This window comes from Paenibacillus tianjinensis (assembly GCF_017086365.1).
GTDB classification, from domain to species: Bacteria; Bacillota; Bacilli; order Paenibacillales; family Paenibacillaceae; genus Paenibacillus_AQ; species Paenibacillus_AQ tianjinensis.
On record NZ_CP070969.1, the window covers coordinates 965,306 to 979,626 of the forward strand.

The 14,321-nt window shown below is 50.8% G+C and carries 9 protein-coding genes; 7 read left to right on the top strand and 2 right to left on the bottom strand.

Features of this window, described 5'->3' with window-relative positions:
* Positions 1 to 199 precede the first annotated feature (199 nt).
* From JRJ22_RS04140 to modB, 5 genes are all read left to right on the top strand, one after another.
* A complete protein-coding gene (locus JRJ22_RS04140) occupies positions 200 to 1,870 on the top strand; it encodes an ABC transporter substrate-binding protein (RefSeq protein WP_206103361.1) in 1,671 nt (556 codons plus the stop codon).
* A gap of 80 nt (positions 1,871 to 1,950) precedes the next feature.
* Positions 1,951 to 2,955 (top strand): ABC transporter permease, encoded by a 1,005-nt coding sequence (locus JRJ22_RS04145; protein ID WP_206103362.1) that lies wholly within the window; start codon positions 1,951 to 1,953, stop codon positions 2,953 to 2,955.
* A gap of 11 nt (positions 2,956 to 2,966) precedes the next feature.
* Entirely contained in the window at positions 2,967 to 3,860 is an 894-nt protein-coding gene (gene nikC, locus JRJ22_RS04150; RefSeq protein WP_206103363.1) for a nickel transporter permease, read from the top strand.
* A 191-nt stretch (positions 3,861 to 4,051) separates the two neighbouring features.
* Positions 4,052 to 4,840 carry a molybdate ABC transporter substrate-binding protein gene (gene modA, locus JRJ22_RS04155; protein ID WP_408637885.1) on the top strand — a complete coding sequence of 263 codons (789 nt, stop codon included), beginning with the start codon at positions 4,052 to 4,054 and terminating at the stop codon, positions 4,838 to 4,840.
* 37 nt (positions 4,841 to 4,877) lie between these two features.
* Positions 4,878 to 5,534, top strand: coding sequence for a molybdate ABC transporter permease subunit (gene modB, locus JRJ22_RS04160; RefSeq protein WP_206104971.1), 657 nt, complete (start codon positions 4,878 to 4,880; stop codon positions 5,532 to 5,534).
* A 78-nt stretch (positions 5,535 to 5,612) separates the two neighbouring features.
* On the opposite strand, the gene JRJ22_RS04165 is transcribed toward modB, so the two are convergent.
* On the bottom strand, positions 5,613 to 6,629 hold the full coding sequence (locus tag JRJ22_RS04165; RefSeq protein ID WP_206103365.1) for a helix-turn-helix transcriptional regulator: 1,017 nt from the start codon (positions 6,627 to 6,629) through the stop codon (positions 5,613 to 5,615).
* Between the two features lie 122 nt (positions 6,630 to 6,751).
* Positions 6,752 to 7,525, bottom strand: a complete 774-nt coding sequence (locus JRJ22_RS04170) for a polysaccharide deacetylase family protein (RefSeq protein ID WP_206103366.1) — start codon at positions 7,523 to 7,525, stop codon at positions 6,752 to 6,754.
* Positions 7,526 to 7,720: 195 nt separating this feature from the next.
* Between JRJ22_RS04170 and JRJ22_RS04175 the strand changes: the two genes are divergently transcribed.
* Positions 7,721 to 9,130: a deoxyguanosinetriphosphate triphosphohydrolase family protein gene (locus JRJ22_RS04175; protein ID WP_206103367.1), complete on the top strand. Its 1,410-nt coding sequence runs from the start codon at positions 7,721 to 7,723 to the stop codon at positions 9,128 to 9,130.
* Positions 9,131 to 9,500: 370 nt separating this feature from the next.
* Positions 9,501 to 14,294, top strand: a complete 4,794-nt coding sequence (locus JRJ22_RS04180) for a glycosyl hydrolase (protein ID WP_206103368.1) — start codon at positions 9,501 to 9,503, stop codon at positions 14,292 to 14,294.
* Positions 14,295 to 14,321 lie beyond the last annotated feature (27 nt).

Consider the following 14,321-nt stretch of genomic DNA (forward strand, 5'->3'; position numbering starts at 1 on the left):
GCAGCCTGCGTATGATGCCGGAAGGGTGAGGCTAGAGTTCAGTTTATACAGAAAACTCCACCAAGAATGATCCTTTGTATTCATCGTGAACGGTAATGACCGTGAGTAAAGGAAGTGGATTTGGTATATGGCTGCACTTTGCTGCAGCTCCATATAAACGCTTTAATACATTCAATGATAGAAGGGAGCTTTTCTAGAGATGAAGAAATGGAGTAGTCTTGCACTGGCAGTAACTCTTGGGGCTGTTTTGACACTAAGCGGCTGCGGAGGTAATAACAAAAATGCCGGCACAGAAGCAACTGCAGGTACCAATGCAGCGGCAACCACCGCACCGGAAAGCTCTCCGGATGCAGCAGCATCCACACAAGACACATTGATTCTGGGACGCGGCGGCGACTCTGCCTCGCTGGACCCGGCCATCGTAACTGACGGCGAATCGCTTAAGATTGCCCATCAGGTATTTGATTCCCTGCTGGAATACAAGCCGGGAACTTCCGAAGTGCAGCCCTCGCTTGCTGACAGCTGGGAAGTTTCAGCAGACGGTCTGACCTATACCTTCAAGCTGCATCCGGGTGTAAAGTTCCATGACGGAACAGATTTTGATGCTGAGGCGGTTGTGTTCAACTTTACCCGCTGGAGTGATCCTGCAAGTGAGTTCAAATTCGAAGGCGATTCCTTTGATTACTACGATTCCATGTTCGGTCCGGACGGCAGCCGTGTAATCAAAGAAGTGAAGGCTGTGGATGCCACAACCGTACAATTTACACTCAACCAGCCGCAGGCTCCGTTCCTGCAGAATATCGCAATGACCTCGTTCGGGATTGCCAGCCCTACCGCTATTAAAGAGAAGAAAGAGAACTTCAAGAATGAGCCTGTAGGTACCGGGCCGTTTGTCTTCACAGAATGGAAGCATAATGATTCCATTACGCTCGACAAGAACCCGAACTACTGGAAAGAAGGGCTTCCTAAGCTGAACAAGGTGATCGTCCGTTCGATTCCTGACAACTCTGCACGCTTCAATGCGCTGCAGAATGGTGAAATCGACCTGATGGAAGATCTTAGTCCGGATGACCTGTCGACCCTTGAGGGCAACACGGAGCTGCAGAAGATTGAGCGTCCGCCGTTCAATGTCGCTTACCTGGGCTTCAACTTTAACAAGAAACCTTTTGATAATGTAAAAGTAAGACAAGCGCTGAACTATGCTGTAAATAAACAGGCTATTATCGATGCTTTCTTCTCCGGCCAGGCTACTGCCGCTGTGAACCCTATGCCTCCGTCACTGTGGGGCTATAACGATGCTGTGAAAGATTATGAATACGATCTGGACAAAGCAAAGGCACTGCTGGCTGAAGCCGGTTATCCTGATGGTCTTCCGGATACTGTAACCCTGTACGCTATGCCGGTATCCCGCCCTTATATGCCTGACGGCAAAAAGGTTGCGGAAGCCATTCAAGCTGACTGGGAGAAGATCGGTGTGAAAACCGTCATTGAATCTCCGGAATGGGCGACATACCTCGATGACACCAAAGCTGGTGAAAAAGATGATATCTACATGCTCGGCTGGACGGGTGATAATGGCGACCCGGATAACTTCCTGTACACGCTTCTCGACAAGGATGCTATTCCTGGTAACAACCGCAGCTTTTATGTAAATGAAGAACTGCACACTATTCTGATCAATGCCCAGAAGGAAACAGATCAGGCTAAACGCTCCGATCTGTACAAACAGGCTCAGGAAATTATCAAAGCGGATGCGCCTTGGATTCCTCTCGTGCATACAACTCCGCTGCTGGCTGCCAAAGCCAATTTGAAAGGCTATGTTCCAGGTCCGACAGGTACGGAATATTACAGCGAAATTTACTTCGAATAGTAGGATCCATCAGCATTTTCTTGCCGCCGCGCTTGTTGCGGCGGCAAGTTATGTTGTGGATCGCTGGAAGGTGAGCCGACTTGAACTCCTACCTATTAAAACGTGTTATGGTATTAATCCCGGTTCTGATCGGGATGACGATTATTGTATTCTCAATTATCCATGCCATTCCGGGTGATCCGGCAGAGACGATTCTCGGGCAAAAGGCAACTGAGCAGTCCAAACAGGCGCTCCGTGAACAGCTCGGCCTCGATAAGCCGTGGCTGCAGCAGTATTTTAATTATATGGGAGACTTGCTGCAAGGTGATCTCGGGACTTCCATCCGTACTAAAACGCCGATTGCCGAAGAAATTATGCCTTATCTGGCAGCTACACTGGAGCTTACGGCGGCAAGTATGCTGTTCGCCACAATTGTAGGTGTTAATGCGGGGATTCTAAGCGCTTGGCGGCAGAATTCATGGTTTGACTATACCGCGATGATCATTGCACTCATTGGTGTATCTATGCCGATCTTTTGGCTGGGGCTGATGGAGCAGCTGTTATTCGCACTGAAACTGCATTGGCTGCCTTCTATAGGAAGGATGGACCAGCGCAATCCGGTGGAGAGCATCACTAATCTCTATATTATTGATACGATTATTGCTGGACAGTGGGGTCAGCTATGGACGGTTATTAAGCATTTAATCCTGCCAAGCATAGCGCTCGGCACCATTCCGATGGCGATCATCGCCCGGATGACCCGTTCCAGTATGCTGGAGGTTATGAACTCCGACTATATCCGTACGGCTAAAGCTAAAGGAATGTCGCAATTCCTGGTCGTGTACAAGCATGCGCTGAAAAATGCCCTGATCCCAGTGTTAACGGTGGTGGGACTGCAGACAGGCGCTCTGCTCGGCGGTGCCGTTTTGACCGAGACGATTTTTGCTTGGCCTGGCGTGGGAAGGTATATATTTGAAGCGATAAGTGCCCGTGATTACCCGGTCATTCAGACCGGAATCCTGATTATTGCTTTTATTTTTGTCGTTATTAACCTGCTAGTGGATCTGCTTTATGCGGCTGTTGATCCGCGCATTAACTACAAGTGAGGGGTGAACCGATGGGACAGGTAACAATCAATGCAACACCCCCGAATGTACAGGCCGAAAAGGTTTCCGGACCTTGGCGCGATGCGTGGAAGGCTTTCCGCAAGAATAAGACGGCGATGCTCGGGCTTTGTATTATTGTGTTTTTTGTGTTGATAGCGCTGCTAGCGCCATTTATTGCACCTTATGGCTATAAGGAGCAGGAGCTGGTCAACCGGCTGAAGGCGCCTTCTGCTGATCATTGGTTCGGTACTGATGATCTGGGGAGAGACTTGTTCACCCGGATTCTATACGGCGCCCGCATTTCGCTGTGGGTGGGATTCTTCTCGGTCATCGGATCTATCGCCGTAGGGACTTTTCTGGGGGTGCTGGCCGGTTTTTACGGCAAATGGATTGATATGCTCATATCCCGGATGTTTGATATACTGCTGGCGTTTCCGAGCATTCTGCTGGCGATTGCGATTGTGGCCATTCTCGGGCCTTCACTGCAAAATGCGCTTTATGCAATTGCAATCGTTAATATTCCTACGTATGGACGGCTGGTGCGGGCGAAGGTCCTTTCCCTGAAATCGGAGGAATACATTACGGCAGCCCGGGCGATTGGCATGAAGAACTCGCGGATTCTGCTGACCCATATTCTGCCTAACAGTCTGACGCCTATTATAGTGCAGGGCACGCTCGGAATCGCTACTGCAATTATTGAGGCGGCTGCACTCGGCTTCCTGGGGCTTGGCGCCCAGCCGCCGGACCCTGAATGGGGGAAGATGCTTTCAGATTCCCGCCAGTTCATTCAGAAAGCGCCGTGGACGGTAATTTTTCCCGGACTGTCCATTATGCTGACTGTGCTGGGCTTCAACCTGATGGGGGACGGCCTGCGTGATGTGCTCGACCCGCGGATGAAAAATTAGCAGCTGAGAACAGCCCTTTAAGCGGCATGACGCTTAAAGGGCTTTATTTATTTTTCTAAGTATAATGTTTATAAATAATCAATCTATACTACATATAACTAAATATAAGTAAACATAATCAAACGTATAGTAAAACAAAATGGGATATGCTAGAATATCACCTAAATATATAAGATGAGTGTACGGGAGGGATAGGGATGTTCAAGAAATTAGCAGTAGGGGTTGTGTCTGTCTTGCTGGTTTCAGGCCTAGTGGCAGTGTTCGGAGGCCAGCTGGAGGCCGCTACGAAGAAGACGGAAATTATTGTATCGGCTGCAGCGAGTCTGCAGGACAGTCTGGATAAGATCGCTGTGCTCTATGAGAGGCAGCATCCCGATGTTGATCTTGTTTTCAACTACGGCGCTTCGGGCAACTTGCAGAAGCAAATTGAACAAGGCGCCCCAGCTGATCTGTTCTTCTCTGCCGGGGATAAGCAAATGAAGGCGCTAGTGGACGGCGGACTAATCTCTGTGAATAAGGAATTGCTGAAGAATGAGCTGGTACTGGTCGTGCCTTCCGATTCCAAAACCAGCATCACCACAATTACACAGCTTACAGATAAATCCTTTAAGAAGGTGGCTGTCGGCCAGCCGGAATCAGTGCCTGCCGGCCAATATGCGCAGCAGTCATTGACTGCCAAGAAGGTATGGGATACAGTGCAAAGCAAACTGGTTTTTGCCAAGGATGTACGCCAAGTGCTCTCCTATGTAGAGACAAGAAATGCGGATGCCGGTTTTGTCTATAAGACGGATGCCCTGACTTCCGGGAAAGTAAAAATTGCTCTAACCGTAGGAGCCAATGTTCATAAGGCGATAAATTATCCGGTAGGAATCGTGAAAGACTCCGATCATCAGACAGAGGCTAAAGCATTTTACAATTACGTGCAGACCCAAGAAGCCGGCAGCATCTTCACCGGCTACGGATTTATATTAGCTAAATAATTCAGAATGAGGATAAGCGGGGTGTGAGCGGATGGAGATGAACTGGACTGATTTTTTCGCCCCCGTCTGGCTTTCGGTCAAAATTTCTGTAATTACCAGTATTATCGTATTCATTCTGGCGACTTATGCGGGCAAGCTCATGGCGGGCCGGAAGTTTCCGGGACACAGTCTGATTGAGACTGTGCTGCTGCTGCCGCTTGTCCTGCCGCCTACTGTGGTGGGCTTCGTGCTTTTGGTGATTCTGGGGCGGCGGAGCTGGATTGGCAGGCTGTATGAGCAGTTTACGGAGCATACCGTCCTGTTCACCTGGGGGGCAGCTGTAATCGCTTCTGTAGTTGTAGCTTTTCCGCTCGTATACAGAACCGTTAAAGCCGGTTTCGAAGGCGTAGAGAAGGATCTTGAAGATGCCGCCCGCGCCCAGGGGGCCAGTGAGTTTCAGGTTCTGCGCTACGTGACGCTGCCGCTGGCCAGCCGCTCGCTGGCTGCGGGTTATGTGCTGGGCTTCGCCCGGGGGCTTGGAGAATTTGGCGCCACGATCATGGTGGCGGGGAACATTCCCGGCCGCACCCAGACCGTACCTACCGCGATTTATGTAGCTGTTGACGGCGGAAATATGACGCTTGCCTGGATGTGGGTCTGCTCGATTATTGCCATTTCTGCTCTTATGCTCATGTTCGTCAACCGCCGTTCCTGAAGCTTAGAATGCCAAAAACTCCGGCTATGCCTGTGTAACCAGGTAAGCCGGAGTTTTTGTGAGCAGCTTAACTCTCCTTTAACTCTCATAAATGATCCTGCCTGTATCAGAAAGATCATAGCTGTGGATGGAGCTGAGCTCGCTCTTAAAGGCAGAAGAACGCAGAATATCTAGCACTGCACTGATCCACTGTTCATTCCCAGGCTTCTTGAGCATGACCAGATCGTAACGTTCCTTAATCAGTGGAATGAATTCAAGTCCATCAACAATTTTGGCCGCCTTCTCGGTGCCGATGCCGACATCGGCTTCGCCGCGGGACACCCTTCCGGCAACAGCTAAATGGCTGTTCTCCTCGGTGTCATATCCGGTTAGCTCTGCAGCGCGGATGCTGTGCAGGCGCAGCTGCTCGTCCAGCAGGACCCGTGCGCCGGAGCCGCGCTCCCGGTTAATCAGCTTCAGCTCCTTCTGCTGCAAATCCGACCAGCTCCGGATGTTCTTCGGGTTGCCCTTCTGTACATAGAACCCTGCACTGCGTGCCAGCAAATGGACGACGATATAAGAGGAACCGACCAGAAGCCTGCGGATATAAGGAAGGTTATATTCGCCTGTATCTCCATCCAGCAAATGAGTGCTGACGATGTCGGACTCGCCTTGATACATGGCGATCAGACTGTCCAGACTGCCTGCATAAGAACGGAGCGGGCGGGTGGACGGGAGGGTGCGTTCCAGATGGCTGGCCAGAATATCCAGTGACATGTCCTGTCCGGTTATGACAACATTCGTTCCCGCAGCTTTACTGGAATACCCCGCAGGCTGGGCGAGATGGAGCGGCACCGAGAATGTGGCTGGAGGCAGCACGAATGGGGTGGCCAGCGGCAGAGTGGAGGATGCTGCTGGACTTCCCTGCAGGCCGGCGGCAGAGCTGCTTCGCGAGTTCTGCTTGTAGGCCTCAAGATCGGTATGGTCCACCCGCATTTGCTTACCTACGCGGTAAGAGGGCAGCTCTCCTTTTTTGATCAGATCATAGACCTTTAACTTGGATATCTTCAACAACCGGGCAATTTCCTCGGTAGTATAGGAAGTGTTCTCGGACATAGGGGAAAGCCTCCTAAAGGATGCACTGCTGCAGCGCTCAATATGTCTTGATGATAGCTCAAGACTACCTTATTTTGATGACCCGCGCAATTAAAGAACCTTGAGGAGTCCGGTGAATTTGGCTAATAAGCCAGATGTCTTTTGTTTTCCGCTTTCTCGGTATTCGACAGTCCGATCAGCTCGGAGACGGTAACGAAACGGAAACCCTGTTTCTCCAGTGCAGGCAAAATAATCTTGAGGGCCTCCCCTGTCTGTGATTGCCCGTGAACATAGTCGTGGAAGAGTACAATATCGCCGCTATGGGCGTTCTTGATGACTTTGTTAGAGATACTCCATACGCCTGGGCGGTTCCAGTCGAGCGTATCCTGATGCCAGGACCATAGTACCGGCTTCAGTCCCATGCGGTTGGAGACATTCACCAGAGTTTCGTCATACATCCCGCCCGGTGGTCTGAACAGACTGCTGTGCCGGCCCGAAATTTTTATAACCTCATTCTCTGTCAGCTCCAATTCCTTCATAACCTGCTCTGCGGAGATTGGTTTTTTGAAATAAACGTGATTGTACGTATGATTAGCCAGCTCGTGACCTTCGTAGATTACGCGTCTGGCTATTTCAGGATAAGCCGCGATTTTTCTGCCGATGGCAAAGAAGGTGCATTTGGCGTTGTAATCATGCAGCACATTGAGAATTTGAGTGGTTTCCGTCGGATCTGGACCGTCGTCGAAGGTTAAGGCGATCACCTTTTGACTGGTTGGCACTTCCCAGATCATATCCCCCTTCTGCTCGTAATAATAACGGTTTTTGACATCTGAACGGGCCAGCAGCGGGCTTGAGCAGCTGAGAAGAAGTATCAGAGCAGTGAGTATTACGACGGAAATACGGCAGCTTGTTTTCATGGGTATCTCAGTTCACTCCATACCGGACCCGCCTAAGGAGAAACGGGCTGTTTTTACTTTAGAATGCACCATGTCTGCCGAGAAATATTCACTTTGTACCGGAAGGAATGTATATTTCTATTTTTGAGTGAAAGTTTTACGGGAAATGACTTATAATGTAGTACTAAATACAGAAACAGGATAGGGGCAGCGGATATGACACTTATTGAGAAAAGAGAGCATCGGCAATATCCGGAAATTACCCGTCTGGAAACGTCACGAGCCGCCTATGAGCGTGATTATTCACGCCTGATCCATTCGCCGACCTTTCGCCGGCTGCAAGGTAAATCTCAGGTGTTCGGCGCCGGAACCGGCGATTATTACCGGACGCGGCTTACCCATTCGCTGGAGGTAGCGCAAATCGCCCGGGAAGCGGCCAAAAGCCTTCTGCGATCCTACCCGGAAGTGGAGACAGGACAAGCGGATAATCCGGGCCTGGTCATTGATCCGGAGGTGGTGGAATGTGCTGCCATCGCCCATGATTTTGGGCACCCGCCGTTCGGGCACAAGGGGGAAGAGGTGCTCGATAATATTTTGGAGCAGCTTATTGCCAAGAAGGCGGCTGAAGAAGCGCTGAAGTCAGGCGCCGGTCCGGTACAGGAGCAGATCATCCACGGGAATATGAAAAGGCAGTATGAGCATTTTGAAGGCAATGCGCATAACTTCCGTCTGATTATGTTTCTTGAGAAGCGCGAGAATATTGACGGCCTGAATCTTTCTGATGCCGTGCTGCTGGGGATCAACAAATATCCTTTTCCAGGTACGGTGCTTAAGAAAGGAATGTATCTGTCCGAATGGAATTATATCTCGGAGATCCGCGAGGCGTGGGGGGTCCCTGCAGGAAAGAAGACGCTGGAAGCCCAGCTCATGGATCTGTGCGATGATATCGCCTACTCTGCGCATGATTTGGAGGACGGGATTAAGGCGGGGAAAATCGAGGTGCATGAACATTTCATGCATGATGCCTACATTCAGCGGCTGATCGTTGAGAAAATCACGACGCTGGAGGATTCCTTCTGGAAGGGCTGGAGGCCCGAAGCCATCCATACGAAAGTCGAAGAAGTATTAAGCGATTTCCTTCGGGTCTGGATGGAAAAGATGCCGACCTGCGAAAATGATTATTCCCGCACCCGCCGTGAGGTTAAAGCTTACTGGGTCAGCACCTTTGTCGCCAGTCTGGGCGTTATTCATGACGGAGACTGGAAGAAGGTCACCTTTATCAAGGATGGCCAAGAGGATGAGGACATGCTGAGGACGGTCAGTGTGCTCAAAAGCTTCGCCTGGGTCACGATGATCCGTGATCTGCGCGTCCAGCGCCTGCAAAAACGCAGCGAGTGGATTTTGCGGCGGCTGTGGGCGGCGTTCAATGATCCGGAAACCTCGAAGGCGATCATTCCGAGCGACTGGCTGCAGCGCTTCGAGAAGGATCAGCGGCAGGTCAAGCCGATCTGGACCTGGGAGCATATGGTGATAGATTATATCGCCGGGATGACGGATGCATTCGCCGAGAAAATATACAATGAACTGTATGGTTTGAAGGTAGGATCGATTTACGATTTGGATTAGAAAACCGGACCGGACCTGTTAAGGGTTCCGGTTTTTTTTCTGTTTTTCTGGTCTTGGCTTTTCTTTTCTGGTGCTGGTTTTAGTTTTCTGGTCTTGTATTGTGTTTTTGTTATTATTTTGTTATCGGTAAAATGAGACATTGAGAATTACACGATATGTTCAAAATGGGCTTTATAAATCCTAACAAACCTTTATATATAGCGGTTTTTCTCGAAACGCATCTTGATCTATATTTGTATATTTTCAGCTGTATGAATTATTTTATTATAAAAAGTTATTGTTTAATTATTATTTAAATGCTACTATAACCAAGAAGTTATTGGTGTGATTTTATGATTTGAAAGCACTTACACAAAAGGAGGATGAAGTAGTGAAGAAATTTAAAAAGAGTTTCCTGCTACTCCTGACGGCCATCATGCTGTTTTCAATGGCTGCACCGGCACTTGCCGGCAGTAACGCACAGGAGAAGCCGGACACGCATTGGGCGAAAGAGAGCATTGGAAAGTGGCGCGGGAACGGCGTCATTCAGGGCTATCCTGACGGATCCTTTAAGCCGGATAATCAGGTTACCCGTGCCGAGCTGGCAAGCATCATCAATAAGCTGTTCGGGTTCAGCACACCTTCGGGAACCCCGTTCTCGGATGTGCCTGCCGGAGCCTGGTATGCCAGGGATTTAGCCATAGCGAAGCAGGCGGGTTATTATAAAGGCTTTCCGGATAATCAAGCGAAAGCGGATACACAGGTAACCCGTCAGGATGCAGCAGTGCTCCTGGCATCTGTATTCTCGCTTACCCCCGCTAGCGGAGGAATTACAGCGGCATATACAGATGGTGCTGCTATCAGTGCCTACGCTGCAGAAGCTGTGCAGGCGCTGAAGGGCATGATAAACGGCTATCCCGACGGCTCTTTCCGTCCGGATCGTTCAATCACCCGGGCAGAAGCTGTCAGTATCATTGACAGGCTGGTCAGCGGCTACTATACCATGGCTGGAACGTTCACCGGCGGCGATATTACCGGCAATGTACTGGTGAACCGCAGCGGAGTGGTATTGAAGGATACGAGGATTACCGGCAACCTGTATTTGGCTCCCGGAATCGGCAGCGGTGAAGCTGCGCTGGATAATGTAACCGTACAGGGGTCGGTATATGTCTCCGGCGGCGGTGAAAATTCAATTCATTTCAAAAATTCGAAGCTGGCGGTTGCCCAAGTAAACCGGCCGGACGGAAAAGTACGTATCGTTGCAGAAGGAAATACAAGTATCGGACGTTTGCTGATTGAAAGCGCTTCTATTATAGAGCTCGAATCCGGCGCAACAATTACAACAGCGGTAATCGGCAATAATGCCCAAGGTACGGCGGTCAGCGGCAAAGGAGCGATCGGCAGACTTGAGGTGCTTGCTTCCTCCGTCAGCTTAAACGGCAAGACGCTGCCACAAGGCCGCTACACTGTGAAAGATGGAACTGCTGCGGCAGAAGGCACCACGGCCGGCAGCACTGCAGGGAGCAATCCGGGCAGCAGCGAAGGAACCGGCGGAACCGGCGGCAGCGGTGGAGGCGGAACCGCAACGCCGGAAGTCCAAATCGTGGATACCGCAGCAACTCCGGCTACGAAATCCTTATTTGCTTATCTGGAAGAGATGAGCGGCAAGCAGACGATGTTCGGGCATCAGCATGACACCACCGTCTCTATAGCCGGCAAAGATATGAATGGCAGCGTAATCTCCGATGTATACAGCTCAACCGGCGATTATCCGGCGGTATTCGGCTGGGATACCCTTTCCCTGGACGGCTATGAAGCACCTCCCGGAGTGAGCGGGAATTATGAAGCCAGCCGCTTAGGGCTTACTGCTGCAATGAAGCACGCCCATGAGCTTGGCGGGATCTTGACGCTGAGTACGCATCCTTATAATTTTGCCACCGGAGGAAGCTTCAACGACACAGGGAACACTAAGGGGGCCACAGCATCCGTAGTAGCGCGGATTCTGCCAGGCGGTGACAAGAATGCTGATTTCAATACGTATCTCAACCGGATCGCGAATTTTGCCAACAATCTGAAGGATGATAACGGCAGCCTGATTCCGGTGCTGTTCCGTCCGTTCCATGAGCAGAACGGCGGATGGTTCTGGTGGGGAGCGGCAACGACAACCAAAAGTGAATATGCTGAGCTGTACAGATACACGGTGGAATACCTGCGGGATGTCAAAGGCGTACACAATTTCCTGTATGTATTCTCGCCAAACGGCTCATTCAACGGGAATGAAAATGAATATTTAACTACTTATCCGGGAGATCAGTATGTGGATATTCTGGGGATGGATCAGTATGACAACAAGGACAATGCCGGTTCTGAGGCTTTTCTGAACGGGCTTGTCAAAGATTTGAAGATGATCTCCGGGCTCGCCCAGTCGAAAGGGAAGATCGTTACCCTCTCTGAATACGGCTACAGCGCCGCCGGGATGAACACCACCGGTAACAATGAGCAGGCATGGTTCACCAAGGTGCTGAATGCGATCAAGGCGGACCCGGATGCGGCAAAAATCTCGTATATGCTGACCTGGGCCAACTTCGGTGAAGGCAATAATTTATATGTTCCGTACAAAAATGTGCCTAACAAGGCAGATCACGAGCTGGTGGGCGATTTCGTCAATTTCTATAAGGATTCTTATTCGGCGTTTGCCGGCGATATCAAAAATGACAATAAATACAGCCGTGTGGTAAATGCTGCAGCGAAGCAGCCCTTCCTGCATATTGTTTCTCCGAATAATGTCGGTACGGTTACCGAGGCCAAGACGGTCATCCGCGCCAAAGCGGCGAATTTTGTTCCTGCCAAAGTTACCTACACAGCAGGGGGGGCTGTTGCCGAGACCGAAATGACGCTCGGTACGGATGGTTATTATTCCGCTGTCTGGCAGCCGGAAGCAAGCCTGAACGGTACAACGGCAGATATCACGGTAAAGGCATACGGAACAGGAAATGTGCTGCTTACACAGAGCATTTCTGTATTTGTGAAGATTAACGAGGTTGCGATAAAAGAAATCGCCTTTAATACAGCAGCCGATGCCAGTCTGGTTCAGAACAATGGAACCTGGTCCGGCCTGGCAGGCAACGGGGAGACCATTAAGACGGAGCTTCAGCATGCGGTACTGGCAGGGGACGGCAAGCTTGCAGTCAACATCTCTGGCGGACTGTCTCCCGAAGACTCCTGGCAGGAGCTGAAGCTGCAGCTTACGCCGGCGGCTCTCGAAGGAGTTAATTTAGCCAAAGTCAGCCGGGTGAAGCTGGGAGTGTTAATTCCCGAAGCGGCACAAAACGAATCCGGAAACGCTGCGGTCCGGACCGTTGTTCAGCTGCCGGAGGACTGGAATACCAAGTATGGCATGGATTCCAGCTTCAAAGCGTTGTCCATTCTGGAGAAAGTGACAGTTGACGGTGCCCGGTATTACAAATATGACGCGGTTGTAGAGTTGGATAATGCTGAGAAATCGGCAGCCGCTACGGGTCTAGCAATCTCCATCGTTGGAAGCGGGCTTGTCTCGGAAAGCGTACTTCCGGTTTACGTAGACGATATCGGCCTATACAACAGCTACACTGCGCCGGTGGCTGACAATGCGCTGGTGGATGATTTTGAATCCTATGGCTCCAGCAGCGAGGCGCTTGCGGCTAAGTATCCAAAAGCGGGTGGTGATGATATCAGCGCTACGCTAAGCACCGAACGCAAAAATTCCGGAAGCTACGGCATGAAGCTGCAGTACAGCCTGAACAGCCAGAAATATGCCGGGGTCGGAAAAAGCCTGGGCTCGCTCGACTGGTCTGCTTATAACGCAATCAGCCTGTGGGTGGCATCTGATGGCAGCGGCTCCTATGCGGAAACGGGGAAACCGCTGAAGCTGGTTATCCAGCTTGTGATTGACGGCGGGTACTTCGAAGCTTATCCGGTCATCACCCCGGATCAGAATGGTAAGGTCGTCCTGAGCCTTAAGAATCTTACAGAGATGAGCTGGGGCAAGGGCGGTGCACTGACCGAGGAAAGACTGAAGCAAGTGCAGAGCTTTAATCTTTATGTGAATTCCATGGACGGCCAGGCGCATGAAGGCACACTCTATTTTGACGATATCCAGGCGGTGTATGATCCTTCAATGCCTGATCTGTCCGGTGAGGACGGAGGAGAGTCGGGAGGACACACGCCAGGTGTGCTGTACAAATTCAGCAGCGCTGAAGATATTGCCGGCTGGGTAACAGCAAACGGGGACAGCGCCAAAGCGAAGGCTCCTGTGTTTTCGGAAGAAGAGCAGGCTGCAGGTGTGGAGTTCGATCTGGTCAATACAGGTCAGAATGCAGACGGCAGCTATAAGCAGTCCTTTGAGCTTGCGGTTGATCCGGTTAAGCTGAATCTGAGCGGGCTGGATACGATAAACGCCAAGGTTAAGCTATCAGCCGGCACGGCCAAAGCCCGGCTGTTCATTAAGACGGGAGCCGGCTGGACATGGTCAGACAGCGGGACACCAGTAGCGGTAGACTCCAGCGGGTATAAGACACTGACGATTTCACTGCCTGCCGCAGCCGAAGCAGCGGGTGTAGATCTGACTGCCGTAAAGACCATCGGTATCAAGATTGAAGATATTGCTAACAGCGGGGGAACTGCGAACCTGTTCCTGCAGGAGATTGCGCTGGCTGCTGCAGTTCCTGACATCTATTACGGGTTCGAAGGCGGAACAGACGGCTGGGCCGCGACTACTGGCAATGCCGTGGTATCCAAGGCTGTTTATGCGGAGGGCAGCCAGTCGTTGGGACTGGATTTCACTTGGACTGGTGCGGGTTCGTCACTTGAAGTGTCAAAGACCGCCAATCTGGATCTAAGCTCCTTCAGTGGAATTACCGCCAAAGTGAGAGTGGTATCTGATAATCCTGATGTACAGGCCAAATTGTATTTGAAGCTGCGCGGATATGCCGTTTGGCTGGACTCCGGGGCGAAGGTGGCAGCCGGAACAGGGTTTACGGAGTTCACCATTGACTTCAATGATATCTACAATGTGTACGTAGGCAGCGGAGCGGAGTTTACACTGGATGATCTGCAGCAGGTAAATGCTTTAGGCATTCAGCTGATTACCCCCTCTGAAGGCGGAAATGCAACGGTTTATATTGATGATGTGAAAGTTTTACAGTAAAGGTATTCTGGTTAATTTAAGATTCGG